The organism is Streptomyces sp. NPDC048111, from assembly GCF_043202815.1.
Taxonomy (GTDB): domain Bacteria; phylum Actinomycetota; class Actinomycetes; order Streptomycetales; family Streptomycetaceae; genus Streptomyces.
The window spans coordinates 138682-164823 of record NZ_JBIDBD010000014.1; the positions used below are offsets into that span (position 1 = coordinate 138682).

24 protein-coding genes are annotated in these 26142 nt (G+C 71.9%); 8 read left to right on the top strand and 16 right to left on the bottom strand.

Annotated elements, in window-relative coordinates:
• Window positions 1-33 precede the first annotated feature (33 nt).
• The 14 genes from ACGF3I_RS22550 to ACGF3I_RS22615 all read right to left on the bottom strand — a co-directional run bounded on the left by ACGF3I_RS22550 (window position 34) and on the right by ACGF3I_RS22615 (window position 12646).
• Window positions 34-303, bottom strand: coding sequence for a GlsB/YeaQ/YmgE family stress response membrane protein (locus ACGF3I_RS22550; RefSeq protein ID WP_261712228.1), 270 nt, complete (start codon window positions 301-303; stop codon window positions 34-36).
• Window positions 304-552: 249 nt separating this feature from the next.
• Window positions 553-945: a YccF domain-containing protein gene (locus ACGF3I_RS22555; protein WP_393134656.1), complete on the bottom strand. Its 393-nt coding sequence runs from the start codon at window positions 943-945 to the stop codon at window positions 553-555.
• On the bottom strand, window positions 942-1805 hold the full coding sequence (htpX, locus tag ACGF3I_RS22560; RefSeq protein ID WP_393134658.1) for a zinc metalloprotease HtpX: 864 nt from the start codon (window positions 1803-1805) through the stop codon (window positions 942-944). Before htpX ends, ACGF3I_RS22555 begins: the two co-directional genes overlap by 4 nt.
• A gap of 146 nt (window positions 1806-1951) precedes the next feature.
• Window positions 1952-2410, bottom strand: a complete 459-nt coding sequence (locus ACGF3I_RS22565) for an MscL family protein (RefSeq protein WP_393134660.1) — start codon at window positions 2408-2410, stop codon at window positions 1952-1954.
• A 102-nt stretch (window positions 2411-2512) separates the two neighbouring features.
• Window positions 2513-4054 carry an NADH-quinone oxidoreductase subunit N gene (locus tag ACGF3I_RS22570; protein ID WP_393134662.1) on the bottom strand — a complete coding sequence of 514 codons (1542 nt, stop codon included), beginning with the start codon at window positions 4052-4054 and terminating at the stop codon, window positions 2513-2515.
• Window positions 4051-5625, bottom strand: a complete 1575-nt coding sequence (locus ACGF3I_RS22575; protein WP_393134664.1) for a NuoM family protein — start codon at window positions 5623-5625, stop codon at window positions 4051-4053. The genes ACGF3I_RS22570 and ACGF3I_RS22575 overlap by 4 nt, the downstream gene beginning before the upstream one ends.
• Before the next feature lie 3 nt (window positions 5626-5628).
• Complete coding sequence (locus ACGF3I_RS22580) at window positions 5629-7629, bottom strand: NADH-quinone oxidoreductase subunit L (protein WP_393134666.1); 2001 nt, start codon at window positions 7627-7629, stop codon at window positions 5629-5631.
• Window positions 7626-8018: an NADH-quinone oxidoreductase subunit NuoK gene (nuoK, locus tag ACGF3I_RS22585; RefSeq protein ID WP_393134668.1), complete on the bottom strand. Its 393-nt coding sequence runs from the start codon at window positions 8016-8018 to the stop codon at window positions 7626-7628. Before nuoK ends, ACGF3I_RS22580 begins: the two co-directional genes overlap by 4 nt.
• Entirely contained in the window at window positions 8018-8641 is a 624-nt protein-coding gene (locus ACGF3I_RS22590) for an NADH-quinone oxidoreductase subunit J (RefSeq protein ID WP_393134671.1), read from the bottom strand. The genes nuoK and ACGF3I_RS22590 overlap by 1 nt, the downstream gene beginning before the upstream one ends.
• A complete protein-coding gene (locus ACGF3I_RS22595) occupies window positions 8638-9198 on the bottom strand; it encodes a NuoI/complex I 23 kDa subunit family protein (protein ID WP_393134673.1) in 561 nt (186 codons plus the stop codon). Before ACGF3I_RS22595 ends, ACGF3I_RS22590 begins: the two co-directional genes overlap by 4 nt.
• Window positions 9198-10166 carry an NADH-quinone oxidoreductase subunit H gene (locus ACGF3I_RS22600; protein ID WP_393134675.1) on the bottom strand — a complete coding sequence of 323 codons (969 nt, stop codon included), beginning with the start codon at window positions 10164-10166 and terminating at the stop codon, window positions 9198-9200. The genes ACGF3I_RS22595 and ACGF3I_RS22600 overlap by 1 nt, the downstream gene beginning before the upstream one ends.
• The gene (locus ACGF3I_RS22605; protein ID WP_393134677.1) at window positions 10159-11670 is read right to left on the bottom strand and encodes an NADH-quinone oxidoreductase subunit C; all 1512 of its coding nucleotides are present in this window, start codon (window positions 11668-11670) and stop codon (window positions 10159-10161) included. The genes ACGF3I_RS22600 and ACGF3I_RS22605 overlap by 8 nt, the downstream gene beginning before the upstream one ends.
• The gene (locus tag ACGF3I_RS22610) at window positions 11667-12272 is read right to left on the bottom strand and encodes an NADH-quinone oxidoreductase subunit B (RefSeq protein WP_393134679.1); all 606 of its coding nucleotides are present in this window, start codon (window positions 12270-12272) and stop codon (window positions 11667-11669) included. The genes ACGF3I_RS22605 and ACGF3I_RS22610 overlap by 4 nt, the downstream gene beginning before the upstream one ends.
• Entirely contained in the window at window positions 12263-12646 is a 384-nt protein-coding gene (locus tag ACGF3I_RS22615; protein WP_393134723.1) for an NADH-quinone oxidoreductase subunit A, read from the bottom strand. Before ACGF3I_RS22615 ends, ACGF3I_RS22610 begins: the two co-directional genes overlap by 10 nt.
• 224 nt (window positions 12647-12870) lie before the next feature.
• On the opposite strand from ACGF3I_RS22615, the gene ACGF3I_RS22620 reads away from it, so the two are divergent.
• From ACGF3I_RS22620 to ACGF3I_RS22640, 5 genes are all read left to right on the top strand, one after another.
• Window positions 12871-14094 carry a sensor histidine kinase gene (locus ACGF3I_RS22620; RefSeq protein WP_393134681.1) on the top strand — a complete coding sequence of 408 codons (1224 nt, stop codon included), beginning with the start codon at window positions 12871-12873 and terminating at the stop codon, window positions 14092-14094.
• 163 nt (window positions 14095-14257) lie between these two features.
• Entirely contained in the window at window positions 14258-15583 is a 1326-nt protein-coding gene (locus ACGF3I_RS22625; protein WP_393134725.1) for a sensor histidine kinase, read from the top strand.
• Between the two features lie 228 nt (window positions 15584-15811).
• Entirely contained in the window at window positions 15812-16471 is a 660-nt protein-coding gene (locus tag ACGF3I_RS22630; protein ID WP_393134727.1) for a LuxR C-terminal-related transcriptional regulator, read from the top strand.
• Between the two features lie 315 nt (window positions 16472-16786).
• Window positions 16787-18724 (top strand): 2-oxoacid:acceptor oxidoreductase subunit alpha, encoded by a 1938-nt coding sequence (locus ACGF3I_RS22635; RefSeq protein WP_393134683.1) that lies wholly within the window; start codon window positions 16787-16789, stop codon window positions 18722-18724.
• Window positions 18717-19781 carry a 2-oxoacid:ferredoxin oxidoreductase subunit beta gene (locus ACGF3I_RS22640; protein ID WP_393134685.1) on the top strand — a complete coding sequence of 355 codons (1065 nt, stop codon included), beginning with the start codon at window positions 18717-18719 and terminating at the stop codon, window positions 19779-19781. Before ACGF3I_RS22635 ends, ACGF3I_RS22640 begins: the two co-directional genes overlap by 8 nt.
• A 132-nt stretch (window positions 19782-19913) precedes the next feature.
• On the opposite strand, the gene ACGF3I_RS22645 is transcribed toward ACGF3I_RS22640, so the two are convergent.
• On the bottom strand, window positions 19914-20327 hold the full coding sequence (locus ACGF3I_RS22645; RefSeq protein ID WP_393134687.1) for a winged helix-turn-helix transcriptional regulator: 414 nt from the start codon (window positions 20325-20327) through the stop codon (window positions 19914-19916).
• 121 nt (window positions 20328-20448) lie between these two features.
• Between ACGF3I_RS22645 and ACGF3I_RS22650 the strand changes: the two genes are divergently transcribed.
• From ACGF3I_RS22650 to ACGF3I_RS22660, 3 genes are all read left to right on the top strand, one after another.
• Complete coding sequence (locus ACGF3I_RS22650; RefSeq protein ID WP_393134689.1) at window positions 20449-21306, top strand: SDR family oxidoreductase; 858 nt, start codon at window positions 20449-20451, stop codon at window positions 21304-21306.
• 292 nt (window positions 21307-21598) lie between these two features.
• Window positions 21599-22648: an EamA family transporter RarD gene (rarD, locus tag ACGF3I_RS22655; protein ID WP_393134729.1), complete on the top strand. Its 1050-nt coding sequence runs from the start codon at window positions 21599-21601 to the stop codon at window positions 22646-22648.
• 1083 nt (window positions 22649-23731) lie between these two features.
• Window positions 23732-25120 (top strand): M28 family metallopeptidase, encoded by a 1389-nt coding sequence (locus ACGF3I_RS22660; protein WP_393134691.1) that lies wholly within the window; start codon window positions 23732-23734, stop codon window positions 25118-25120.
• Window positions 25121-25359: 239 nt separating this feature from the next.
• On the opposite strand, the gene ACGF3I_RS22665 is transcribed toward ACGF3I_RS22660, so the two are convergent.
• A complete protein-coding gene (locus ACGF3I_RS22665; protein WP_393134694.1) occupies window positions 25360-25968 on the bottom strand; it encodes a TetR/AcrR family transcriptional regulator in 609 nt (202 codons plus the stop codon).
• Window positions 25969-26142 lie beyond the last annotated feature (174 nt).

Here is a 26142-nt window from a genome sequence, read left to right on the forward strand (position 1 = left end):
GCCCTCGACTGCCGTACGGTGCCGCGCCGTTCATCAGCGGCTGCGTGAATGACCGAACAGGATGCGGTAGATGATCAGCAGCACCAGCGAGCCGCCGATCGCCGCGCCCCAAGTGGCCCCGTCGTAGAAGTGGTTGGCGATCGGCCGGTCCAGCCAGCGGGCCGATATCCAGCCGCCCACGAAGGCTCCCGCCACGCCGATCAGGGTGGTGCCGATCAGGCCGCCCGGGTCGCGCCCGGGGAGCAGGATCTTGGCGATCGCCCCGGCGAGCAGGCCGAGGATGATCCAGCTGACGATGCCCATGCCGGGACCTGCCTTTCGTACGTCCGCGCACAGCGGGGCATCTGCCGTCTTGCGTAACCCCGCAACCATTCGGTTCGTACGGAAGGACGCCGCGGCCGCGCGGGCGGTTGCGCCGCAGGTCGGGATGCGGCACGGGACACAGAACCCTCGGCACCGGCCGGGCCAGGTCGGGCCCGGCCGGTTCGGGTTGGGCCGGGTCGGGCCGGCGGTCGGCGACCGGCGACCGGCGACCGGCGACCGGCGACCGGCTCAGCGTGCGGCGAAGGGCTCGTCGGACGAGACGATCTCCTTGCCCACGGGCAGCAACGACACCGGGATCAGCTTGAAGTTGGCGATGCCCAGCGGGATGCCGATGATCGTCACACACAGGGCGATGCCGGTGACGATGTGGCCCAGCGCCAGCCACCAGCCCGCCAGGACCAGCCACAGCACGTTGCCGACGCAGGACGGCGCGCCCGCGCCCCGCCGGTCCACGACGGTGTAGCCGAACGGCCAGAGGGCGTAGAGACCGATCCGGAAGGCCGCTATGCCGAACGGGATGCCGATGATCGTGATGCAGAGCAGCACGCCCGCCAGCAGGTAGCCCAGGAACATCCAGAACCCGCACAGGATCAGCCAGATGATGTTCAGGATTGTCTTCATGGGCGGCGACCTGCCATCTGTTCGAGTCGGGTGATGCGTTCCGCCATGGGCGGGTGGGTCGAGAAGAGCTTGGACACGCCCTGGCCGGGGCGGAAGGGGTTGGCGATCATCATGTGGCTCGCCGTCTCGATGCGGGGCTCGGGCGGCAGCGGCAGCTGCTTGGTGCCCGCGTCGAGCTTGCGCAGCGCACTGGCCAGGGCCAGCGGATCGCCGGTGAGCTGGGCGCCCGAGGCATCCGCCTCGTACTCGCGCGAGCGGCTGATGGCGAGCTGGATCACCGAGGCGGCCAAGGGGCCCAGGATCATGATCAGCAGCATGCCGAAGATGCCGGGGCCCTCGTCGTCGCTGGAGCGGCCGACCGGGATCAGCCACGCGAAGTTCACCAGGAACATGATCACCGAGGCCAGCGCGCCGGCGACGGACGAGATCAGGATGTCCCGGTTGTAGACGTGGCTCAGCTCGTGCCCGATCACGCCCCGCAGCTCGCGCTCGTCCAGGATCTGCAGGATCCCGTCCGTGCAGCACACGGCCGCGTTGCGCGGGTTGCGGCCGGTCGCGAAGGCGTTGGGGGCCTGGGTGGGCGAGATGTAGAGGCGGGGCATCGGCTGGCGGGCCTGCGTCGAGAGCTCGCGGACCATGCGGTACAGCGCCGGGGCCTCGAATTCGCTGACCGGACGTGCCCGCATGGCACGCAGGGCCAGCTTGTCGCTGTTCCAGTACGCGTAGGCATTGGTGCCCAGCGCCACCAGGAGCGCGACGATCAGCCCCGCGCGGCCGAAGAAGCTGCCGATGACGATGATGAGCGCGGACAGTCCTCCGAGGAGGACGGCGGTCCTCAGCCCGTTGTGCCGGCGGTGCACGGTACGCCCTCCAAGTGGTGCGGCGGGAGCCTTGCGCTGGTGGTCCTTCCACTTTCCAGTGGACTCTCCCGTACTGGTCAACGCCAGGCGGAGGACGCTGGTTCCCTTGTGCGCGCTGGAGGGCGCGTTACGCCGTACGGGGACGATCAGCGCGGGGCGGGCAGCCCGGCCATCTCCAGGGCCTGCGGGTCGGGCTCGATCTCGCTCGTGCAGTACGAGCAGCGGCTGGCGATGCCGGGGATCTGCGAGAAGCAGCGGGGGCAGTCGCGCAGGGCGGCCTTGATGTCGACCGGCTTGTCCTTGCGGTCGAACCGGGCCTGCACCTTCATCATGGGCACGACGACCACGAAGTAGAGCACCGCGGCGGTGATCACGAAGGCGATGGCCGCGCCGACGAACTTGCCGTAGGGGAACGTGACGCCCTCGGCGGTGAAGGTCGCCGCGCTGAAGTCGCCGGTGGAGCGGGTGGCCAGGCCGATCAGCGGGGTGATGAACGCGGTGCTGAACCCGGTGACCACCGCGGTGAAGGCCGAACCGACCGCCAGACCGACGGCCATCGTCACTATGTTCCCGCGCAGGATGAAGTCCTTGAACCCGCTCAGCACCGCTCTGCTCCCTGATGTGTGTCGCCCTCGTACGCGCTTACCCGGCCGGGCGCGCGCGTACGACCCTGCCCTCTGGAGGGCGTCCACATCAAACCGGGCCGCTCAGAACAGGGTCACCGAGGCGAAGTGCAGGGCGAGTTGGGGTAGGCCCGACAGGACGACGCCGACGAGCGCGGTCAGGGTGATGGCCGCGGTGAGGGGGACGGGGACGCGCACCCGTGCGGGGCGCTCGGCCTCCTGGCCGGCCCCGGCGGGCTCCGGCGTGCGGAACAGGAGCGCGGTCCAGCGCAGGTAGTAGTAGAGGGCGATGACCACGTTCACCGCCATGACGACCGCGAGCCAGCCGAGGCCCGCGTCGACGGCCGCCGAGAAGACGGTGACCTTCGCGAACAGGCCGATGATGCCCGGCGGGAGACCGGCCAGGCACAGCAGGAAGAAGGCGAGCGCGAGCGCGGCGAGCGGGCGCTCGGCGTACAGGCCCCGGTAGTCGGTGAGGCGGTTCAGGGGCCGGCTCCGGGCCACGAGGGCCGCGACCGCGAAGGCGCCGAGGTTGACCACGGCGTACATCAGGGCGTACGCGACGGTCGCGCCGACCTTGCTGTCGCTGGAGTAGGCGGCGGCCGCGATCGGCACCAGGAGGTAGCCGGCCTGCCCCACCGAGGACCAGGCGAGCAGCCGCACCGCGCTGTGGGCCCGCGTGACGGACTGCCGCAGGGCCGCCGCGTTGCCGAGCGTCATGGTCAGGGCGGCGAGGACCGCGAGCGCCGGGCCCCACACGTCCGCGTACGCGGGGAACGCGACGACCGTCACCAGGATGAGCCCGGAGAAGCCGACCGCCTTGCCGACCACGGAGAGGTAGGCGGCGACGGGCAGCGGCGCGCCCACATAGGTGTCCGGCACCCAGAAGTGGAAGGGCGCCGCGGCCGTCTTGAAGGCGAAGCCGACGAGGGTCAGCACCACGCCCGTCTTGGCGACGGTGCCCAGCTGGCCCGGGGTGGTGGCCAGTTTGGTGGCGATCTCCGTGAGGTGCAGGGTGCCGGTCGCCGCGTACACGAAGCTGACGCCGAGCAGCATCACGGCGGTCGCGGTGACCGACGACAGGAAGAACTTCAGGGCCGCCTCGGAGGACAGCCGGTCGCCGCGCTTGAGACCGACGAGCGCGAAGGCCGGCAGCGAGGCGACTTCGAGCGCGACCACGAGGGTGGCCAGGTCGCGGGCGGCGGGCAGCAGGGCCGCGCCGGCCGCCGAGGACAGCAGCAGGAACCAGAACTCGCCCGCCGGAAGCCGCTCCTCGGTGTCCTTCATCGACAGCAGCGCGGTCAGCAGGGCGCCGCCGAGGACCAGGACCTGGATGACGAAGGCGAACTGGTCGACGGTGTAGCTGCACGCGTCCGGGTTGGCGGTCAGGCAGAACGTCGAGCGGCTGCCGGTGCGCAGCGGCGCCAGCGAGGCGAGCGCCCCGAGCAGGCCCGCGAGGGTGAGCCACCCGAGCAGGGGCTTGCGCGCGGGGGGCAGGAACAGGTCGGCGAGCAGGACGACCAGCGCGACCGCGGCGGCGATCAGGGGCGGCGCGACGGCGACCCAGTCGACGGACTGGACCAGGCTCGCGGTGCCGGCCGCCGCGGCGGTGACGTCGGGGGTCACGACTTGCCTCCTGCGAGGAGCTTCTGGACGGCCGGGTCGGTCAGGCCGAGGAGGGCGGCGGGCCAGAGCCCGGCGAGGACGGTGAGCGCGACCAGGGGGCTCCAGGCGGCGAACTCGTAGCCCCGGACGTCGGCGAGCTCGGGCCCGTCGGCCGGTTTGCCGCCCATGCAGACCCGGCGCACGACGACCAGCAGGTACGCGGCGGTGAGCAGGGTGCCGACGGCCGCGATGGCCACGAAGGTGAGGTAGGCGGGCCGGCTGAGGCCCGCCGCGGGGTCGAACGCGCCGAACATGGCGAGCATCTCGCCCCAGAATCCGGCGAGTCCGGGCAGTCCGAGGGACGCGACCGCGGCGAAGGCGAGCAGCCCGCCCAGGCGGGGGGCCCGGCCGTAGAGGGCGGCTCCGGTGGCACCGGCCAGGGTGTCGAGGTCGGCGGTGCCGTACCGGTCCTTGAGCGCGCCGACCAGGAAGAACAGCAGGCCGGTGATGAGGCCGTGGGCGATGTTGGCGAACAGCGCGCCGTTCACGCCGGTCGGGGTCATCGAGGCGATGCCGAGCAGCACGAAGCCCATGTGCCCGACGGAGGAGTACGCGATGAGCCGCTTCAGGTCGCCCTTGTTGCCCTGCTTGGCGAGGGCGAGGCAGGCGAGGGATCCGTAGATGATCCCGGCGACGGCGAACGCGGCCAGGTAGGGCGCGAAGGTGTGCATGCCGTGCGGCGCGATCGGCAGCACGATGCGGACGAACCCGTAGGTGCCCATCTTCAGGAGCACGCCCGCGAGCAGCACCGAGCCGACGGTCGGGGCCGCGGTGTGGGCGTCCGGGAGCCAGCTGTGCAGCGGGAACATCGGGGTCTTGACCGCGAGCCCGATCCCGATCGCCAGAACGGCGACGACCTGCACGGATGTGGTCAGGCCCCGGCCGTTGTCAGTGGCGAGTGCCACCATGTCGAACGTGCCCGTCTTGAGCCCGATCAGGAGCAGGCCGAGCAGCATGACGACCGAGCCGAGCAGTGTGTAGAGGATGAACTTCCAGGCGGCGGCGGCCCTTTCGGCGCCGCCCCAGCGGGCGATGAGGAAGTACATCGGGATGAGGACCATCTCGAACGCGAGGAAGAACAGTACGAGGTCGAGGACGGCGAAGGTGGCGAGGGTGCCGGACTCCAGAACGAGCAGGAGCGCGACGAACGCCTTCGGGGACGGGCCCGCAGGCATTTTGTACTTGCTGTAGAGCGCGCAGAGGAAGGTCAGCAGCGCGGTCAGGACCAGAAGGGGGAGGGAGATGCCGTCGGTGCCGAGGTGGATGTGGACGTTGAGCGCCGGAATCCACTGGATGTCCGTCGTGGCCTGCATCCGCGACGGGTGGCCGTGGTCGAAGCCGAGCGCGAGGACGATCGCGGCGAGCAGGATCACCCCGGTCACGGTCACACCGTGGCGCAGCACGGCCTGGTCGGGGCCCTTGCCCTTGAGGCCGGGCGGGGCGGGCAGCAGCGCGGCGACCGCGCCGATCAGGGGGACGACGACGATGAACGCCAGAAGAAACTGCATCACGGACTCGCTGATATCGATCACGGCTCAGGACCCCGCGGTGACGTTGGCAAGGACGACCACGGCGGCCGCCAGGACGAGTGAGCCGGCCAGCAGCGCGCTGAGGTAGCTCTGCACATTGCCGTTCTGCGCGCCCCGCACGGCCCGGCCGAGCCAGCGCGGCCCGGCCGCCGCGGCGCGTACGTACGTCTCGACGACCTCGCGGTCCAGGAAGCGGACCAGCTCGGCCGCGGCCAGGACGGGGCGCACGAACAGGGCGTGGTAGACGGCGTCCAGGTGGAAGCCGCTCACCGCGTGCCGGTGCAGCGGGCCGAGCAGGAGGCGGCCCGGGTCGGCCGGGTCGTGGGCGGAGGCAATGGAGCCGTAGACCTCGGTGTGGCTGGCGATGGCCTCCTCCTCGACCCGGCCGCCGTCGCCCTCGGGGTGGGCGGCGACGGCGCCCATCGGGGTGCGGGCGGCGAGCGCGGAGGTGTGGCGCCAGGCGGCGTAGGTGACCAGACCGCCGACCAGGGCGACACCCGTGGAGAGCACGGCGGTGGTCGCGGCCGGGGTGAGGGCGCGTCCGTCGAACCAGTCGCCGAGGTAGCCGGTGGTGAGTCCGAAGGCGATCGAGGGGATGGCGAGCACCCACAGGACGGCGTTCATGACGACGGGCTGCTTGCCGTGGTCCGGGGCCTCTGCTCCCCGGCCGCGGAAGGCGAGCAGCCACAGGCGCATCGCGTACGCGGCGGTCAGGAGCGCGGCCAGGAGCCCGGCGATCAGGACGGTCCAGCCGGCGCCGGCCGGGGCGACCCGGCTCTCGCCGAGCGCGGTGTGCTCGGCGGCCGACAGGACGGCCTCCTTGGAGAAGAAGCCGGCGAAGGGAGGGATCGCGGCGAGCGCGAGCAGGGCGACGGTCATCGTCCAGTACGCGTCGGGGATGCGCTTGGCGAGGCCGCCCATGCGGGACATGGCGGTCAGCGAGTTGGTGCCGGTCGCGTGGATGACCACGCCGGCGGCGAGGAAGAGCAGCGCCTTGAAGGCGCCGTGCGACAGGAGGTGGAAGACGGCGGCCCCGCGGTCGCCGACGGCCAGGGCGCCCGAGAGGTAACCGAGCTGGCCGATGGTCGAGTACGCGAGGACGCGCTTGATGTCGTCCTGGGCGAGGGCGGCGAGGCCCGAGCCCACCATCGTGATCGCGGCCATCACCGCGAGCACGGTCATCGCGGCGGCCGACGCGGCGAAGACGGGCAGCAGCCGGGCCACGAAGTAGATGCCGGCGGCGACCATCGTCGCGGCGTGGATCAGCGCGGAGACCGGGGTCGGGCCGGCCATCGCGTCGGGCAGCCAGGTGTGCAGCGGGAACTGGGCGGACTTGCCGGCCACGCCCGCGAGCAGCAGCAGCGCGATGAGGGTGGGGTGGTCGATGCCGCCGGTCAGGGCCGCCTGGACGACGCCGGTGATCCGGAACGTACCGGCGTCCGTGGCGAGCGCGAACAGACCGATCAGGAAGGGGACGTCACCGAATTTGGTGACCAGGAAGGCCTTGAGGGAGGCGGCGCGCGCCTCGGGGGTCTCCCAGTAGTGGCCGACCAGGAAGTACGAGCAGATGCCCATGACCTCCCAGCCGACCAGGAGCACCATCAGGTCGCCGGAGTAGACGACGAGCAGCATCGCGGAGGTGAACAGGGAGACCAGCGCGGCGTACGAGGTGTAGCGCGGGTCGTCGCGCAGATAGCCCGTCGAGTAGAGCTGTACGCAGGTGGCGACCAGGCCGACCAGGACGGCGACCAGGGCCGCGAACCCGTCCAGGTGGAGGGCGAGTTCGATCGGCACGGAGCCGGTCGGGGTGAGGCGGGTGGCCGCGTCGAGGGCCTTGCCGCCGCCCTGGTCGACGGCGACGACGACGGCGAGCACGAACGCGGCGAACGTCGGGAGCACCGCGAGCGGGCGGACGAAGCCGGGGGCCCGGCGGCCGAACAGCAGGCCGGCCACGGCACCCAGGAACGGAAGGAGCGGGACGAGGACGGCGAGGGTCGTGGTGGTCACGCGGCGGCCTCAGCCTTCTGTGCCGGGGCGGCGGGGTCTTCGGGTTCGGCGGGGTCGTCGGCGTCGGCCAGGTCGGGGTCGGGGCCTTCGGCGGTGTCGCGGATCCGGTCGATGTCGGAGGTGCCGCGGTTGCGGTACACCGCGAGCACGATGGCCAGGCCGATGCCGATCTCGGCCGCGGCGACGGCGATCGTGAACAGGGTGAGCGCCTGTCCCGCGTGCAGGCTGTCGCGCAGCCAGACGTCGAAGGCGACGAGGTTGAGGTTGACCGCGTTGAGCATCAGCTCGACGGACATCAGGACCAGGATCGCGTTGCGCCGCGCGAGCACCCCGTAGAGACCGGTGCAGAACAGGAGGACGGCGAGCACGGCGGGATAGGCGAGGTGCATCAGCGCGACTCCGTCTCACGGGGGGTCTCACGGTCGGCGGGGGCGTCGACCGGGCCCGCCACGTCGTCGGGGGCGCCCTTGCGGGACAGCACGATCGCGCCGACCAGCGCGGCCAGGAGCAGCACGGACAGCGCTTCGAAGGGCAGCACCCAGTGCCGGAACAGGATCTCTCCGGACACCTTGGTGGAGCCCTGGGCGGCGCCGTCCAGGTCGATCCAGCTCGTGCGGAAGCCGTCCACGACGACCCAGACGAGGGTGCCGGCCGCGGCGACGGCGACGGCGAGCGCCGCCCAGCGGTTGTCGGAGTCGGCGTCCGGGGAGCGGCCGATGGGGGCCTTGGTGAGCATCAGTCCGAACAGGAGGAGCACCACGATCGAACCGACGTAGATGAGCACCTGCACCCAGGCGATGAACTCGGCGGTGAGCAGCAGGTACTCGACGGCCAGCCCGCCGAGCGCCACGACCAGCCACAGGGCGGCGTGCACCAGCTGCCGGGTGGTGACGGTGAGGACGGCCGCGCCGAGGGTGGCGATGCCGACGAGGACGAAGGCGATCTCCACCCCGGTCGGCGACAGGAAGCCCTGCGGGGCGGTGAGGGCCGCCGAGGCGAGCGCGGCGCTCATGCCTTCCCTCCCTCGGGGCGGGCGGCCTCCGCGGCCTGGGCGGCGGCCAGCTTGTCGGCGGTCTTGCGGGCCGCGGCGACCTCCTTCGGCTCCTCGGCGCCGGGGTCGAGCGCGGGCGGGGCCGGAACCGTCCACATCCACTCGCGCAACTTGTCGCGCTCGTGGGTCAGTTCGTGGATGTCCGTCTCCGCGTACTCGAACTCCGGGGACCAGAACAGCGCGTCGAAGGGGCACACCTCGATGCAGATGCCGCAGTACATGCAGAGCGAGAAGTCGATGGCGAAGCGGTCGAGCACGTTGCGGCTGCGCTCGCGGCCACCCTCGACGGCGGCCGGCACCGTCTCCTTGTGGGAGTCGATGTAGATGCACCAGTCGGGGCACTCGCGCGCGCACAGCATGCAGACCGTGCAGTTCTCCTCGAACAGGCCGATCACGCCCCGGCTGCGGGGCGGGAGTTCGGGCTGTACGTCGGGGTACTGCGCGGTGACGGTCTTCTTCGTCATCGTGCGGAGCGTGACAGCGAGGCCCTTGGCGAGGCCGGAACCGGGGACAGCCATTAGCTGATCGCCACCTTCACGATGCCGGTGAGCGCGATCTGCGCGAGCGCGAGCGGGATGAGCGTGGTCCAGGCCAGCTTCTGGAGCTGATCCTCACGGAGCCGGGGGTAGCTGACCCGGAGCCAGATCACGACGAAGGCGAGGACGGCGGTCTTGAGCAGGGTCCACACCCAGCCGAGGCCGTCGGCACCGAACGGGCCGTGCCAGCCACCGAGGAACAGGACGGTGGTCAGGCCGCACAGGACGACGATGCCGGCGTACTCGGCGAGCAGGAACAGCGCGAAGCGCAGACCCGTGTACTCGGTGTACGCGCCGAAGATGATCTCGGAGTCGGCGACGGGCATGTCGAACGGCGGGCGCTGGAGCTCGGCGAGGCCGGCCACGAAGAAGACCAGGGCGCCGACGATCTGCCAGGGCAGCCACCACCAGTGGAAGGCGTTCAGGATGCCGGGCAGCGACACGGTCCCGGCCGCCATCGCCACGGAGGCGGCGGCCAGCAGCATCGGCAGTTCGTACGCGAGGAGCTGGGCGGCCGTACGCAATCCGCCGAGCAGCGAGAACTTGTTGGCCGATGCCCAGCCCGCCATGAGCGAGCCGAGCACGCCCACGCCCATCACGGCGAGCACGAAGAAGATCCCCGCGTCGACGAGCTGTCCGACCGCGCCCTCGCTCGGGCCGATCGGGATCGCCACGAGCACGAGCAGATACGGCAACAGGGCGACGGCGGGGGCCAGTTGGAAGACCCGGCGGTCGGCGGCGGCCGGGACGACGTCCTCCTTCTGGGCGAACTTCACGCCGTCCGCGACGAGTTGGGCCCAGCCGTGGAAGCCGCCGGCGTACATCGGGCCGAGCCGGCCCTGCATGTGCGCCATCACCTTGTGCTCGGTCTGCCCGACGACGAGGGGGAGGACCAGGAACACGACGAAGACGACGACCAGCCTGATGGCGACGTCGAGTGCGTCATTCACGCGGCTCGCCTCCGGTGGGGTCGGTCTCGTTCGGTTCGGCGGGGTCGTTCGGTTCGGCGGGGTCGTGCGGTTCGGCTTCGGCGGTTCCGGTGCCCGGGGCGGGTTTCGCCTCGGGGTCCTCTTCGGCGAAGGCGGGTTGGGGGTTGTGCCAGGGGGCGTCCGTGCTGCGGGTCCGCGCCGGCACCCCGGCCTGCCGTGCCCCGGCCCTGCCGCCCGCCCCGGCCGCACCCGCCGCACCCGCCGCACCCGCCGCACCCGCCGCACCCGCATCCTGGGGGGCTTCGGGATCCTGCGGAACCTGGGGGGCTTCGGGAACCTGCGGGCCTTCCGGCGCGGCGGCCCGAGCCTGCGACGCGGAGCCCTCGCTCGCGCTACGACTGCGCCGCGGACGCACGGCGGGGGCCGCCGGGGCCGGGGCCGCCGAGGCGTCCGGCGCCCCCGCATCCGCGGACGCACTCGGGGTGGCCGAGTCCGCCGACGGGGCGGGCGCCTCCGAGCCCGAGGCACCGGGCTCACCCGGGGCCGCCTCGACCGCCGCGCTCTGCGCACCCGCCGCGCCCGCGGGCGCACCCGGGTCCGCCTGCCCCGCCGGGACCGGCGAGGTCACAGGGGCCGTCGAGCCCCTGGATGCCTCAGGGGCCACCGGCGCTCCCGGAGCCTCAGGGGTCGCCGGAGCCTCAGGGGCCGTCGAGCCCCCCGGCCCCTCAAGGGTCACCTGAGCCCCCGGGGCCGCAGGGGCCACCGAAGCCTCCGGGGTCGCCGATGCCTCAGGGGCCGCCGGCGCCTCCGGGGCCGACTGGGACGCCGAGCCCTCCGTGACGCTCCTCGCGCGCCGGACCGGACGGTCGCCTGCCGCGCGGGCCGGACGGTCGCCCGCTGCGCGCGCGGTGCGGGCCGGGCGGGCGGGGGCCGGGGGGAGCTGGCCCTTCAGGGGGCCCCACTCGTTGGGGTCGGGGACGCCGGGCGGGAGCATCTGGCGGCGCTTGGGGCCGGCGTGCCCGGCGCCCGCCGCGGGCTCCCCCGGCTCCTTCGCGCCGGGCCACGCCTTGGCGACCCGGGCCGCGAGGACGAAGTCCTTGCGCAGGGGGTGGCCCTCGAAGTTCTCCGGCAGGAGCAGCGGCACCAGGTGCGGGTGGTCCGTGAAGCCGATGCCGAACATCTCGTGGGTCTCGCGCTCGTGCCAGGCCGCGCCCGCGTAGACGTCGATGGCGGAGGGCAGCACGGGCTCCTCGTGCGGCACCGTCGTGCGCACCAGCAGGCGCCGCACCCGGCCCCCGCCGAGCGCGACGACGTGCGCGCAGACCCGGAATCCGGTGCCGGGCTCGTCGACCGCGCTCAGCCAGTCGAAGTAGGTGCAGCCCAGCTCGTCCCGGGCGGTTTCGAGGGCGGCGATCCAGGAGGCGGCGGGCACGTCGACGGTGAGCAGGCCGTAGGCCTCCTCCGCCGTGGCCCCGGCGCCGAAGAGCTCGGCGGCCCCGTCGGGCAGGCTGTCGTACGCGGTCACGCCCGGCCCTCCCCCGGGGTCGGCGGGGCCGCGACGAGCCCGCTGGTCAGCTGGCCCGGGGTGGGCGCGTTCGCGTACCGCTCGCCGAGCGACTCGCGGGCGATCTTCTCCTGGAGCTTGAGGATGCCCTGGAGCAGCGCCTCGGGCCGCGGCGGGCAGCCCGGCACGTACACGTCGACGGGGATGATCTGGTCCACGCCCTTGGTCACCGAGTACGAATCCCAGTAGGGGCCGCCGCAGTTGGAGCAGGCGCCGAAGGAGATGACGTACTTGGGCTCGGGCATCTGCTCGTAGAGCCGCTTGACCGCGGGCGCCATCTTGTCCGTCACCGTGCCGGAGACGATCATGAGGTCGGCCTGGCGCGGGCCGGGCGCGAAGGGGATCACGCCGAGCCGGATGAAGTCGTGGCGGGCCATGGAGGCCGCGATGAACTCGATGGCGCAGCAGGCGAGGCCGAAGTTGAAGACCCACAGGCTGTAGCGGCGGCCCCAGTTGAGGACCACCTTCATCGGCTCGGGTGCCAGGCGCGAGAGCACGCCCAGCCTCTTCGGCTCGGGCAGCGGCACGGGCTGTGCGGCGGATCCGGGAGTCGTCACGTCCATTCCAGGACGCCCTTCTTCCATGCGTAGAGCAGTCCCACGGCCAGGAAGCCGAGGAAGATGAACATCTCGACGAGGGTGGCAGCGCCGTAGCCGGGCGCCGCGAAGACGGTCGCCCAGGGGAAGAGGAAGATCGAGTCGACGGCGAAGATCACGTACAGGAAGGCGTAGACGTAATAGCGGACCTGGGTGTGGGCCCAGCCCTCGCCGACCGGGTCGACGCCGCACTCGTACGTGAGGAGTTTCTCCGGCGTCGGCACCACGGGCCGCAGCAGCCGCCCGGCCCCGAAGGCCACGGCGACGAACAGCACGCCGACCACGGCGAGCAGGCCGACGACCGAATAGCTGTGGAAGTAGTCGCCGGCCAACACCGGCATCTGGCGCACGGTCGGTTCCGGCACGTCGCGCCCCTCGCTCCCTGGCCTCGATGATCTCGTCGCGCCCTGTTCGACGCTGTGTACGGACGGGAGTCTAGGCCCTGCTAAGGCGGCCCTTGGCAGGCGCGTCTCACGGTGTGGGCCGCGGGGGTGGGGTTTTCCCCCGTACAAGAGGGTGCGGCACCCCATGGCGCCGCCGATCGCGGCCCGGCAGGCTTGGCACCATGACCAGGACCCTCCGCGACCAGCAGCGGTACGCAGCAGAACAGCCGGGCGCCCCCACCGGTGACGAGACGGCCGCACCGCCGGCGGTGCGGTTCGCCTACGAGCGGGCGACCTGGAAGGAGGTCGCCCACCTCCTGGCCAACTTCCCGATGGCGCTGATCGGCTTCCTCTACGTCGTGATCATGGTGGCGCTCGGCATCGGCCTGTCCGTCACCGTGGTCGGTCTGCCGCTGCTCGCCCTCGGACTGCTCGGCGCGCGCCAGCTCGGCAAGGCCGAACGGGCCCGGGCGCGCGGCCTGTTGGGGGTGCGCGTCGAGGAGCCCACCCCGATCCCGGCGCGGCCCGCCAAGCACGGCGGGTTCTTCCCCTGGCTGTGGACGAGCCTGCGCGACCCGGTGGCCTGGCGCAACGTGCTGTACGAGTTCGTGCGGCTGCCCTGGGGGATCCTGACCTTCGTCGTGACGCTGGTCTCGCTGTTCGTGGCGTGGCCGGTGCTCGGCTTCATCGCCCGCGGCCTGACCAACGCCGACCGGACGATGGTGCGCGGCCTGCTCTCGCCGTCCGACAGCCTGGAGCGGCGGATCGCGGAGCTGGAGTCGGACCGGGGGGTGGTCGTGGACACCGCGGCGGCCGATCTGCGCCGCATCGAGCGGGACCTGCACGACGGGGCGCAGGCCCGGCTGGTGGCCCTCGCGATGGGGCTCGGCCTCGCCAAGGAGAAGCTCCTCGAAGACCCGGACGCGGCGGCCGTGATGGTCGACGAGGCGCACGGCGAGGTGAAGCTGGCCCTTCAGGAACTGCGGGACCTGGCCCGCGGCATCCACCCCGCCGTCCTCACCGACCGCGGTCTGGACGCCGCCCTGTCCTCCGTGGCCTCCCGCTGCACGGTGCCGGTCAAGGTGGGGGTGGACCTGCCGGGACGGCCGGCCGCGGCCATCGAGGGCATCGCCTACTTCACCGTCTCCGAACTGCTCCAGAACATCAGCAAGCACAGCCGGGCACGGACCGCTTCGGTCGAGGTGTGGCGCAGCGCGGACCGGCTGCTGATCCAGGTCGAGGACGACGGAGTGGGCGGCGCGAGCCTCGACGCGGGCACCGGCATGGCCGGCCTCGCCGAGCGGCTGGGCGCGGTGGACGGCCTGCTCGTGCTCGAATCCCCGGTCGGCGGACCGACCGTCGTCACGGCCGAACTGCCCTGGCGCGACCGGGGTCCCAAGGACTGACGGGGCCGGCGGGCGGCCGGGGGGTAGGGAAAACCCCCGGCCCAAGAGGGTGACCGGCTGCATGGTCCACGGCGCCCGCACCGGCCAGGCTTGAGTACAGAGGGGGCGGCGCGCGACAGGCGCCCGCGCATCACACCGAAATGGACAGGACGGACCGATGACCATGGACACGGATTACGGGTACGGCGTGGCGCGGTCGTCCGGGCCGCGCCGGCACCTGCTTCCGCCGGTGCTGCGCGCTCCCTTCGAGGGCCGCACCTTCCGCGAGCTCGGGTATCTGATGCTCAGCCTGCCGATCAGCATCGTGCTGTTCTGCTGGTCGGTGACCGCGGTCTCGCTCAGCGCCGGCCTGCTGATCACCTTCATCGGCATCCCGCTGATGGCCGTCACCCTCATGGGCTGCCGCGCCTTCGGCATGATGGAGCGGGCCCGGGCGCGGGCGCTGCTCGGGGTCGACGTCGCCGAGCCGCAGCCGGTGCGCTCGCGCGGCGGTCTGATGGGGTGGATCGGCGCGGTCCTCAAGAGCGGCGTCTCCTGGCGCCACCTGCTCTACTCGCTGATCCACTTCCCCTGGGCGGTCTTCGCCTTCTGCACCACGCTGCCGATCTGGGCGACCGGCTGGATGCTGTTCACGTACCCGGTGTGGCAGTGGGTCTTCCCGATGTACGCCGGCCAGGCCGGGCTCCAGCTCTACGGCGACCAGCACCACAGCGTCTACCTCGACTCGCCGGGTGAGATCGCCCTGACCTCCGCGGTCGGCCTCCTGATCACGCTGGCGGTGCCGTGGCTGATCCGCGGGTTCGCCGTACTGGACCGGGTGATGGTCGTCGGGCTGCTCAGCCCCTCGCCGCTGGAGGAGCGCGTCACCGAGCTGGAGTCCGACCGCGGTGTGGTCGTCGACACCTCGGCCGCCGACCTGCGCCGCATCGAGCGCGATCTGCACGACGGCGCGCAGGCCCGGCTGGTGGCCCTCGCGATGGACCTCGGCCTCGCCAAGGAGAAGCTGACCGAGGACCCGCACGCCGCGGCCCGGATGGTCGACGAGGCGCACGGCGAGGTGAAGGTCGCCCTCCAGGAACTGCGCGACCTGGCCCGCGGCATCCACCCCGCCGTCCTCACCGACCGCGGTCTGGACGCCGCCCTGTCCTCCGTCGCCTCCCGCTGCACCGTCCCCGTCCAGGTCGAGGTGGACCTGCCGGCCCGGCCGGTCCCGGCGATCGAGGGCATCGCATACTTCACCGTCTCCGAACTGCTCCAGAACGTCAGCAAGCACAGCGGCGCGAGCCGGGCCACCGTCGAGGTGTGGCGGACCGCCGACCGCCTCATGCTCCAGGTCGCCGACAACGGCCGCGGCGGCGCCGACGTCACGGCGGGCTCGGGCCTCGCGGGACTCGCCGAGCGCCTCGACGCGGTGGACGGCATCCTCGCCGTCGACTCCCCGCGCGGCGGCCCGACGACGATCACGGCCGAGCTGCCCTGGCGCGCCTGACCCCCGCACTCCCTCCTTGACCGGTCCGCCCGGCGCCCCTCCCGCACCCCCCGACCCGCGCACCCCGGGTCGGGGGTTTTTGCCTGGCGGCGCGGGATTCGCGGCCGGATGCTGAGATGCTGGGCGGGCACATTCGCCGCGGCCCGCACAGGGCCGCGGGGCGCGCGCGGACCGCGTGCGCCTGGGGAGCAACGAGGCCCGGGGGGCTGCAGAGTCGTGGAGGACAGGGTGCGGGTGGTCATCGCCGAGGATTCGGTACTGCTCCGGGAGGGCCTGACCCGCCTGCTGACCGACCGGGGGCACGACGTCGTCGCGGGAGTCGGCGACGGAGTGGCACTGGTCAAGACCGTGGGGGAACTCGCCGACCAGGGCGAGCTGCCGGACGTCGTGGTGGCGGACGTGCGCATGCCGCCGACCCACACCGACGAGGGCGTGCGCGCGGCGGTCACGCTGCGCGCGCAGTACCCGGGGATCGGCGTCCTGGTGCTGAGTCAGTACGTCGAGGAGCAGTACGCCACCGAACTGCTGGCCGGGTCCAGCCGGGGCGTCGGCTATCTGCTCAAGGACCGGGTCGCCGAGGTGCGGGAGTTCGTCGAGGCCGTGGTGCGGGTGGCCCGGGGCGGCACCGCCCTCGACCCCGAGGTGGTGGCCCAGCTCCTGGGGCGCAGCCGCAAGCAGGACGTCCTCGCCAATCTGACGCCGCGTGAGCGCGAGGTCCTGGGTCTGATGGCCGAGGGGCGCACCAACTCGGCGATCGCCAAGCAGCTCGTCGTGAGCGACGGAGCCGTGGAGAAGCACGTCAGCAACATCTTCCTGAAGCTGGGCCTCTCGCCGAGTGACGGGGATCACCGGCGTGTTCTCGCGGTCTTGACCTATATCAATTCATGACCACCTGCCACCCTGGCGAGGATCGAGCGGGACCCAGCCGACGGGGTCGAAACTCGGTCACCGGGCCGGATTGAGCCCTCGTGCGCGGGGCTCCGACACGAGGGGCCCACAACCGAGCAGGATTGCTGGGCGTCTTGGAAGAAGAGGCCGGGGGGCGGGAAAGATCGTGGCGATTCAGGGCAGTGAGGCGTCTCAAAAGAGCGTCCAACATATGAGCGGTCCAGGGAAGGCGACCCTTACCGACGTAGGGTGGGCCTTGGCGCTACCGGTCGGCCGGATGCGCCCGAGCAGCCCGCCCGAGGGAGGTCCAGTTCAGTGACCAGCCAGGTCAGTAGCCCAGCCGAGCAGGCCGATGGAGCCGATGAGGCCCTCGTCGGTGAGCAGCGCAGGCCCGCAGGGGGCAAGGAAGTCCGGCGTCTTGACCGGGTCATCATCCGTTTCGCGGGTGACTCGGGTGACGGGATGCAGCTCACCGGTGACCGGTTCACGTCGGAGACGGCGTCGTTCGGGAACGATTTGTCGACGCTGCCGAATTTCCCGGCCGAGATCAGGGCGCCTGCCGGAACACTGCCGGGTGTGTCGAGTTTCCAGCTGCATTTCGCCGATCACGACATTCTGACGCCGGGTGACGCGCCGAACGTGCTGGTCGCGATGAACCCGGCGGCGCTGAAGGCGAACCTGGGTGATGTGCCGCGGGGCGCGGACATCATCGTGAACACGGACGAGTTCGCGAAGCGGGCGATGGCGAAGGTGGGTTACGACACCTCCCCGCTGGAGGACGGTTCGCTGGCCGCGTACCACGTGCATCCGGTGCCGTTGACGACGCTGACGATCGAGGCGCTGAAGGAGTTCGGGCTCTCCCGCAAGGAGGCCGAGCGGTCGAAGAACATGTTCGCGCTGGGTCTGCTGTCGTGGATGTATCACCGTCCGACGGAGGGGACGGAGAAGTTCCTGCGGGCGAAGTTCGCGAAGAAGCCGGCGATCGCGGAGGCGAACGTGGCGGCGTTCCGGGCGGGCTGGAACTTCGGTGAGACGACGGAAGATTTCGCCGTCTCGTATGAGGTGGCTCCGGCCACGCGGGCCTTCCCCGCGGGTACCTACCGCAACATTTCGGGGAATCTGGCGCTGTCCTACGGGTTGATCGCGGCCGGGCAGCAGGCGGACCTGCCGCTCTACCTGGGTTCGTATCCGATCACTCCGGCGTCCGACATCCTGCATGAGCTGTCGCGGCACAAGAACTTCGGGGTGCGGACCTTCCAGGCGGAGGACGAGATCGCGGGGATCGGTGCGGCGCTGGGTGCCGCGTTCGGCGGCTCGCTGGCGGTGACGACCACCTCGGGTCCGGGTGTGGCTTTGAAGTCGGAGGCGATCGGGCTCGCGGTCTCCCTCGAACTGCCCCTGCTGATCGTGGACATCCAGCGTGGTGGCCCCTCGACGGGTCTGCCGACCAAGACGGAGCAGGCGGACCTGTTGCAGGCGATGTACGGCCGCAACGGTGAGGCGCCGGTGCCGGTGGTGGCGCCGAGGACGCCGGCGGACTGTTTCGACGCGGCGATGGACGCGGCGCGGATCGCGCTGGCCTACCGCACCCCGGTGTTCCTGCTCTCCGACGGTTACCTGGCCAATGGGTCGGAGCCGTGGCGGGTGCCGGAGATCGATGAACTCCCGGACCTGCGCGTGCAGTTCGCGTCGGGGCCCAATCACACGCTGGCCGACGGCACCAAGGTGTTCTGGCCCTACAAGCGGGATCCGCGGACGCTGGCGCGGCCGTGGGCGGTGCCGGGCACGCCGGGTCTTGAGCACCGGATCGGCGGGATCGAGAAGCAGGACGGCACGGGCAACATCTCCTACGACCCGGCCAACCACGACTTCATGGTCCGGACCCGCCAGGCCAAGATCGACGGTATCGAGGTCCCCGACCTGACGGTCGACGACCCCGACAGTGCCCGCACCCTGGTGCTTGGCTGGGGCTCCACCTACGGCCCGATCACCGCGGCCGTACGCCGCCTGCGCGCGGCGGGCGAACCCATCGCCCAGGCCCACCTGCGCCACCTCAACCCCTTCCCCCACAACCTCGGCGAGATCCTGGCCCGCTACGACAGGGTCGTGATCCCGGAGATGAACCTCGGCCAGCTCGCCACCCTGATCCGCGCCAAGTACCTCATCGACGCCCGCTCCTACACCCAGGTCAACGGGATGCCGTTCAAGGCCGAGCAGCTCGCCACCGTCCTCAAGGAGGCCATCGATGCCTGACGCTCACACCAACGAGCTCCTGCAGCTGGTCCCCAGGGCCGAGGGCAAGCAGTCCATGAAGGACTTCAAGTCCGATCAGGAGGTGCGGTGGTGCCCGGGCTGTGGTGACTACGCGATCCTGGCGGCCGTGCAGGGCTTCATGCCCGAACTGGGCCTGGCCAAGGAGAACATCGTCTTCGTCTCCGGCATCGGCTGCTCCTCCCGTTTCCCGTACTACATGAACACCTACGGGATGCACTCCATCCACGGCCGCGCCCCCGCCATCGCGACCGGCCTGGCCTCCTCACGCCGCGACCTGAGCGTGTGGGTCGTCACCGGTGACGGCGACGCCCTGTCCATCGGCGGCAATCACCTCATCCACGCCCTGCGCCGCAACGTCAACCTCAAGATCCTGCTGTTCAACAACCGGATCTACGGCCTCACCAAGGGCCAGTACAGCCCCACCTCCGAAGTCGGCAAGATCACCAAGTCGACTCCGATGGGCTCCCTGGACGCCCCCTTCAACCCGGTCTCCCTCGCGATCGGAGCCGAGGCCTCCTTCGTCGCCCGCACCGTCGACTCCGACCGCAAGCACCTCACCGACGTGCTGCGCCAGGCCGCCGAACACCCCGGCACCGCGCTCGTGGAGATCTACCAGAACTGCAACATCTTCAACGACGGCGCCTTCGAGGCCCTCAAGGACAAGGACCAGGCCGAAGAGGCCGTCATCCGCCTCGAACACGGCCGGCCCATCCGCTTCGGCGCCGACAACGCCAAGGGCGTCATCCGCGACCACACCACCGGCGACCTCACCGTCGTGCCCGTAACGGCGGACAACGAGGCCGACATCCTGATCCACGACGCCCACCAGACCTCACCCACCACAGCGTTCGCCCTGTCCCGCCTCGCCGACCCCGACACCCTGCACCACACCCCCATCGGAGTGTTCCGCTCGGTGCAGCGGCCCGTCTACGACACCCTCATGTCCGACCAGCTCGACACCGCCATCGAACAGAACGGCAAGGGCGACCTCGCCACCCTCCTCGCCGGCAAAGACACCTGGACCGTCGTCGGCTGACCGGCGTCCCGCACGCCGAGTGCCCGGCCGGACCCCCTGAGGGCCCGGCCGGGCACTCGGCGTTTCGGCGCCGCAAGGGGGGGGGTGGATCCGACGAACGCCGGAGGTCGGCACACCCCCAACACCGGCTCCCTACCGCTCAGTTGGGGTAAGCCGGGCGTCGTAGGCGGCCCTGGCCCGCTGCACGTCGTCCATCCGCTCATCCGTCCAGCGGGCCAGCGCCCGCACCTGTTCGGCGGCCTCGCGGCCGAGCGGGGTGATCGAGTAGTCCACCCGGGGCGGGATCACGGGCTTGGCGTCGCGGTGCACGAACCCGTCGCGCTCCAGGGTCCGCAGCGTCTGGGCCAGCATCTTCTCGCTGACCGTGCCGAGCCGGCCGATCTCGCGGCGCAGCTCGCTGAAGCGGTACGGGCGGTCGAGCAGGGCGTCCAGGACCAGCACGCCCCAGCGGCTCGTGACGTGCTCAAGGACGAGCCGGTGCGGACACATGGCCTCCCGCCGCCCCCGATCAGCACGGACACCGGCGTCGTCACCACTTACTCCCATGCCAGTACCTTACTTCAAAGTGGGTACTTACGAAAAAACAGCGCTCTCCCTAGGGTGGCGAAAATGACACGGGCCGCACAACGGCGGCCCGTGGACCACACCCCTCGCAAGGAGCGTTCCCATGAGCATCGTCGTCACCGGCGCCACCGGATCCCTCGGCCGCCTCGTCGTGGAGGAGCTGCTGGCACGCGTGCCCGCGAGCGAGGTCGTCGCCGTCGTACGCGACAAGGAGAAGGCCGCGCCGCTGGCCGAGCGCGGCGTGGAGCTGCGCGTCGCCGACTACAGCGAGCCCGCCACCCTGGCCGGTGCCTTCCGGGCGGGCGACCGCGTGCTGCTGATCTCCGGCAGCGAGGTGGGCCGGCGCGTACCGCAGCACACCGCGGTGATCGAGGCGGCCAGGGCGGCGGGCGTGGCCCAGCTCGCGTACACGGGCATCCTCGGCGGCCCCGACGCCGACTTCGCGCTGGCGGACGAGCACCGCGTCACCGAACGGCTGATCCTCGACTCGGGCCTGCCGTACACCTTCCTGCGCAACGGCTGGTACACCGAGAACTACACCGCCAACCTCGCTCCGGTCCTCGCGCACGGAGCGGTGCTCTCGAACGCGGGCGGGGGCCGGGTGGCCTCGGCGGCCCGCGCCGACTACGCGGCAGCCGCCGCCGCGGTCCTGACCGGCGACGGCCACCTGGGACGGGCGTACGAGCTGAGCGGCGACGTGGCATGGTCCTTCGCCGAGTACGCGGCCGAGGTGGCCGGCGCCAGCGGCAGGCCGATCGCGTACGAGGCGCTCACCCCCGAGGCCCACCTGGCCGTCCTGACCGGCGCCGGGGTGCCCGCCGCCTTCGCGGAGATCCTGGTGGACGTGGACCTGGCCATCGAGCGCGGCCTCCTGGCCGCCACCCCGGGCGACCTGTCCCGCCTGATCGGCCGCCCGACGACCCCGCTGGCCGCCTCGGTACGGGCTGCGACGGCGGCCTAGCGCCGGGCGGCGCGGCGCCCCGGAATGCGGAGGGTCAGGACCGTATGACGGTACGGACATGACACCGCGGAGGTCGCGGCGCTACCTTCAGCCCTCTGGGGATCCGGCTTTGCGGATCGAGCGCGCGCAGGGAGGGCCGATGGCCACGGATTCTGTGGGACAGCGAGGGGCCGGGGAGCCGGCGGGGATGGGCGCGCCCGCTCTTGACGCGTCCGCTCTTGACGCGCCGGGCGTCGACGCACCGGGCATGGACGTGTCGGGTGTGGACGCACCGGGTGTGGACGCCCTGGGCATGGGGCGGGCCGAGGACGCGCGGGGCCGTGCGCGGGCCGGGCTGCTGTACGGGATCGGCGCGTACGGAATGTGGGGCCTGGTCCCCCTGTTCTGGCCGCTGCTCAAGCCGGCCGACGCCTTGGAGATCCTGGCCCACCGGATGGCGTGGTCCCTCGTCGTGGTCGCCGCGGTGCTCCTGGTGATGCGGCGCTGGGCGTGGATCGGCGAGCTGGTGCGCCGGCCGCGCAAGCTGGGTCTGATAGCCGTGGCCGCGACGGTGATCACGGTCAACTGGGGCCTCTACATCTGGTCGGTGAACTCCGGCCACGTGGTGGAGGCCTCGCTCGGGTACTTCATCAATCCGCTGGTCACCATCGCGATGGGCGTACTGATCCTCAAGGAGCGGCTGCGGCGGGTGCAGTGGATCGCGGTGGGGGTGGGTGCGGCGGCGGTCGTCGTCCTGACCGTGGGCTATGGGCAGCCGCCCTGGATCTCCCTCGTCCTGGCGTTCTCCTTCGCGACCTACGGGCTGGTGAAGAAGCAGGTGAACCTGGGCGGTCTCGAATCCCTGGCCGCGGAGACGGCCGTGCAGTTCCTGCCCGCCGTGGGTTATCTGCTGTGGCTGGGCGGCGAGGGGCGGGCCACGTTCACGACCGGCGGCCCCGGGCACGCGGCGCTGCTCGCGGCGACCGGGGTGGTCACCGCGATCCCGCTGGTCTGCTTCGGCGGCGCGGCGATCCGGGTGCCGCTGTCGACGCTGGGGCTGTTGCAGTACCTGGCGCCGGTCTTCCAGTTCCTGCTGGGCATCGTGTACTTCCACGAGGAGATGCCGCCGGAGCGGTGGGCGGGGTTCGGTTTGGTGTGGTTGGCGCTGACGCTACTGACCTGGGACGCCCTACACACCACCCACCGAGCCCGCCGCCCTCTCCCGCCCCGGATCCCTGCGACCACCCCGGGGGCGTTGAGCCCTGCGGCCACCCCGGGGACGCCTGTGAGCCCCGCGCCCGCCCCGGGGGCGCTGCCGCCGACCCCGCCGGAGCCGCGCGCGCCCGAGCCGCAGGGTCCGTAGCGCCCCGGGGTCTGCGGGGGCTGGGTGCTCGGGGTGGCCGGGTTTGCGCAGTTCCTCGCGCCCCTGGGGGGTCGAGTTCTGGCCGGGCGAACGGTTGCCCAGCGCTGCTGAACCCTGGGTCGTGTGCGGACCGTGGTCGCTTCTCGCGCAGTTCCCCGCGCCCCTGGCAGGGCTGGTGTCGGCCCGCACGTGCATCCCGGCCCGTCTCGCGCAGTTCCCCGCGCTTCTCAACCCCGGGCATCTGCGAACCGTGGTCGCTTCTCGCGCAGTTCCCCGCGCCCCTGGCAGGGCGGGTGCTGGGCCACACCGGCAACCTCAGCCCGTCCGGCGATTGAGGACGAGCGCCGTTCAGGCGCGAAGGGGGGCCCGGGGGCGCAGCCCCCGAAAGGGGTGCAGGGGGCGGAGCCCCCGCCGGGGTCAGAGGGGCGGAGCCCCTCAGCGGGTCTGGGGCGCAGCCCCAGGGGCCGAACCCTTCCAGCGCCCCGCACGGGCGGGTGGGCGGGCAAACCCCGCCGGGGTCCGAGGGGCGGAGCCCCTCAGGGGGTCTGGGGCGCAGCCCCAGGGGGCCGGGCTTATCCAACCCCCTGTACGGGCGGGTGGGTGGGCAAACCCCCCGGGGCCCAGCCCCAAGGGCCAGAACCTTTCGACCCCGTCACGGCCGGCCGAGCGGGCAGAGATCTGGTCGCCGTCCGGCATCCGGACACCCCGGAAAACCCCGAGCACGCCACAACCCCCGCCCACCAAACCCCCCACCACCCCGAGGCCCAGCCACAACACAACCCCGACCCAGCCGGTGCGGAGCCCAGGCACGGGCCCAGCACAGCGGGAGCGCCGCACACCCCGGCACCCCGGACCACCCCGGGGCCACCCCGGCCCGCCCCCACCCCCGGGCCGGGGCACCCCCGGCGGACATACCCCAATTGCCTGCCATATAGCGCGAGTTGGCCTCCCATTCAGCTCCCCTTGGGCGTCCGGAAAGAGAACACCCCTGGCCGATTACCGTTCTTGACGACCCCTGTACCTCTCCTTGACCATCGGGCACGCGTTTCCGTCCCCATCCCCGAACGGAACACGGAGCCCCCCATGCACTCCCAGCACTCCACGCACTCCCGCCACCCCAGGCATCCCTCCCGCTCCCCCCGCACCCTGGCCGCGGGCGCGGCGCTGGCCACCGCCACGCTCGCCGTCGGACTCCTCGCCCCGGCCGTCCACGCCGCGCCCGCGACGTCGGCGAGCCCCGCCACCGCGAGCCCCGCGGCCGTCGCCGCGCCCGACATACCCGTCGCCAACGTCAAGGCGCACCTCGCCCAGTTGCAGCAGATAGCCAACGCCAACGGCGGCAACCGGGCGCACGGCCGGTCCGGCTACCGGGCCTCGCTCGACTACGTGAAGGGCAAGCTGGACGCGGCCGGATTCACCACCTCCGTCCAGCAGTTCAGCTCCTCCGGCGCCACCGGCTACAACCTGATCGCCGACTGGCCGGGCGGCGACACCTCCCAGACCGTCATGGCGGGCGCCCACCTCGACTCCGTCACCGCGGGCCCCGGCATCAACGACAACGGCTCCGGCTCGGCCGGCATCCTGGAGACCGCGCTCGCCGTCTCACGCGCCCAGCTCAAGCCCGACAAGCACCTCAGGTTCGCCTGGTGGGGCGCGGAGGAGCTGGGCATGGTCGGCTCCCGCTACTACGTCAACTCCCTGGCGAGCGGCGACCGTTCGAAGATCTCGGGCTATCTGAACTTCGACATGATCGGCTCGCCGAACCCGGGCTACTTCGTCTACGACGACGACCCCACCCTGGAGAAGGTCTTCAAGGACTACTTCGCCACCCTCTCCATCCCCACCGAGATCGAGACGGAGGGCGACGGCCGCTCCGACCACGCCCCGTTCAAGAACGTGGGCATTCCCGTGGGCGGCCTGTTCTCCGGCGCCGACTACACCAAGACCTCGGCCCAGGCCCAGAAGTGGGGCGGCTCGGTGGGCCAGGAGTTCGACGCCTGCTACCACGCCTCCTGCGACACCAGCTCCAACATCGACACCACGGCCCTGGACCACAACAGCGACGCCATCGCGTACGCACTGTGGCAGCTGGCCGCCTCCGGGGGCACCACCCCGCCCGACCCGGGCAGCTCCTTCGAGAACACCACGGACCTCACCGTCCCGGACTCGCCCGGGCCGGCCGTCACGTCCTCGATCAGCGTCTCCGGCCGCACCGGCAACGCCCCCGCCACTCTGAAGGTCGCCGTCAACGTCGTCCACACGTACAGCGGTGACCTGGTCATCGACCTGATCGGGCCGAGCGGACGCTCCTACCGGCTGCACAACTCGTCGTCCGACTCCACGCCCAACATCAACACGACGTACACCGTGAACGCCTCATCGGAGGTCGCCAACGGCACCTGGAAGCTGAAGCTCCAGGACAAGGGACCGCAGGACACCGGCTACCTCAACAGCTGGAAGCTCACCTTCTGACGCGACCGCCCGGGCCGTCCCACGGGCCCCGGACCTCGTGCCAGAACCCGGCCGGGGGGGGGGGGGGGGGGGGGGGGGGGGGGGGGGGGGGCGGCGGGGGGCGGGGGCGCGGGCCCCCCCCCCCCCCGCCCCCCCCCCCCCCCCGCGCGCCCCCCCCCCCCCCCGCCCCCCCCGCCCCCCCGCGGGGGGGGGCGCCCCCGCCCCCGCCCCCCCCCCCCCCCCCCCGGCGCGTTCGCGCCTCAGCCCTGCTCCGCCGTCGCCCACAGCGCGCGGACGACGTGGGCCACCATCATCTCGACCAACTCGGGCCCGGGCATGGGCCTCCCGAGCGAGTGGCGGTAGTACAGCGGGCCGTACATCATCTCCACGGCCAGCGGAAGGTCGGCGTCCGGAGGCAGTTGACCCACCGCCTGCGCGCCGCGCATGCGCTCGTAGACCAGGGCGACCCGGGGAATGACGAGCTGATCGTTGACCGCCGTGGCCAACTCCTCGTCGTACAGCACCTGGGAGAGGATCCCCCGGTAGGCGGGGCCGAGCATGGACGATTCGAAGAGGCGGACCAGGCTGCCGATGTGGGTGCGCAGGTCCGCCCCGATGTCACCGGTGTCGGGCAGCGGCGAGTTGTTCGCCACCAGATCGGTCACCGCGTCGAGCAGCACCGCGCCCTTCGTCGGCCACCACCGGTAGATCGTCTTCTTGCTGACCCCGGCTCTGCCCGCGATGGCCTCGATGGTGACCTTGCCGTATCCGTCCTGAGCACACAGGTCCAACGCGGCCGAGAGCGTCGCCCGGCGCGATTTCTCACTGCGGCGCCTGGGGCTCGGGGCGGATTCCGGCGACGTGATCATGTCCTCACTCTACGAGCCGGTCCCGAACCGGATTGACAGTCCGGGCCACTCCTCCAAGAATGGCAGAGGAAACGGAACGTGTCGTGTCGAGCTGGACGGGGGTCGGCTCGCACGACCGCTCCGTTCCAAACCCGTCCGATGGTCCCGCGTGCCGGGTTCACCAGGGGGCCGCCC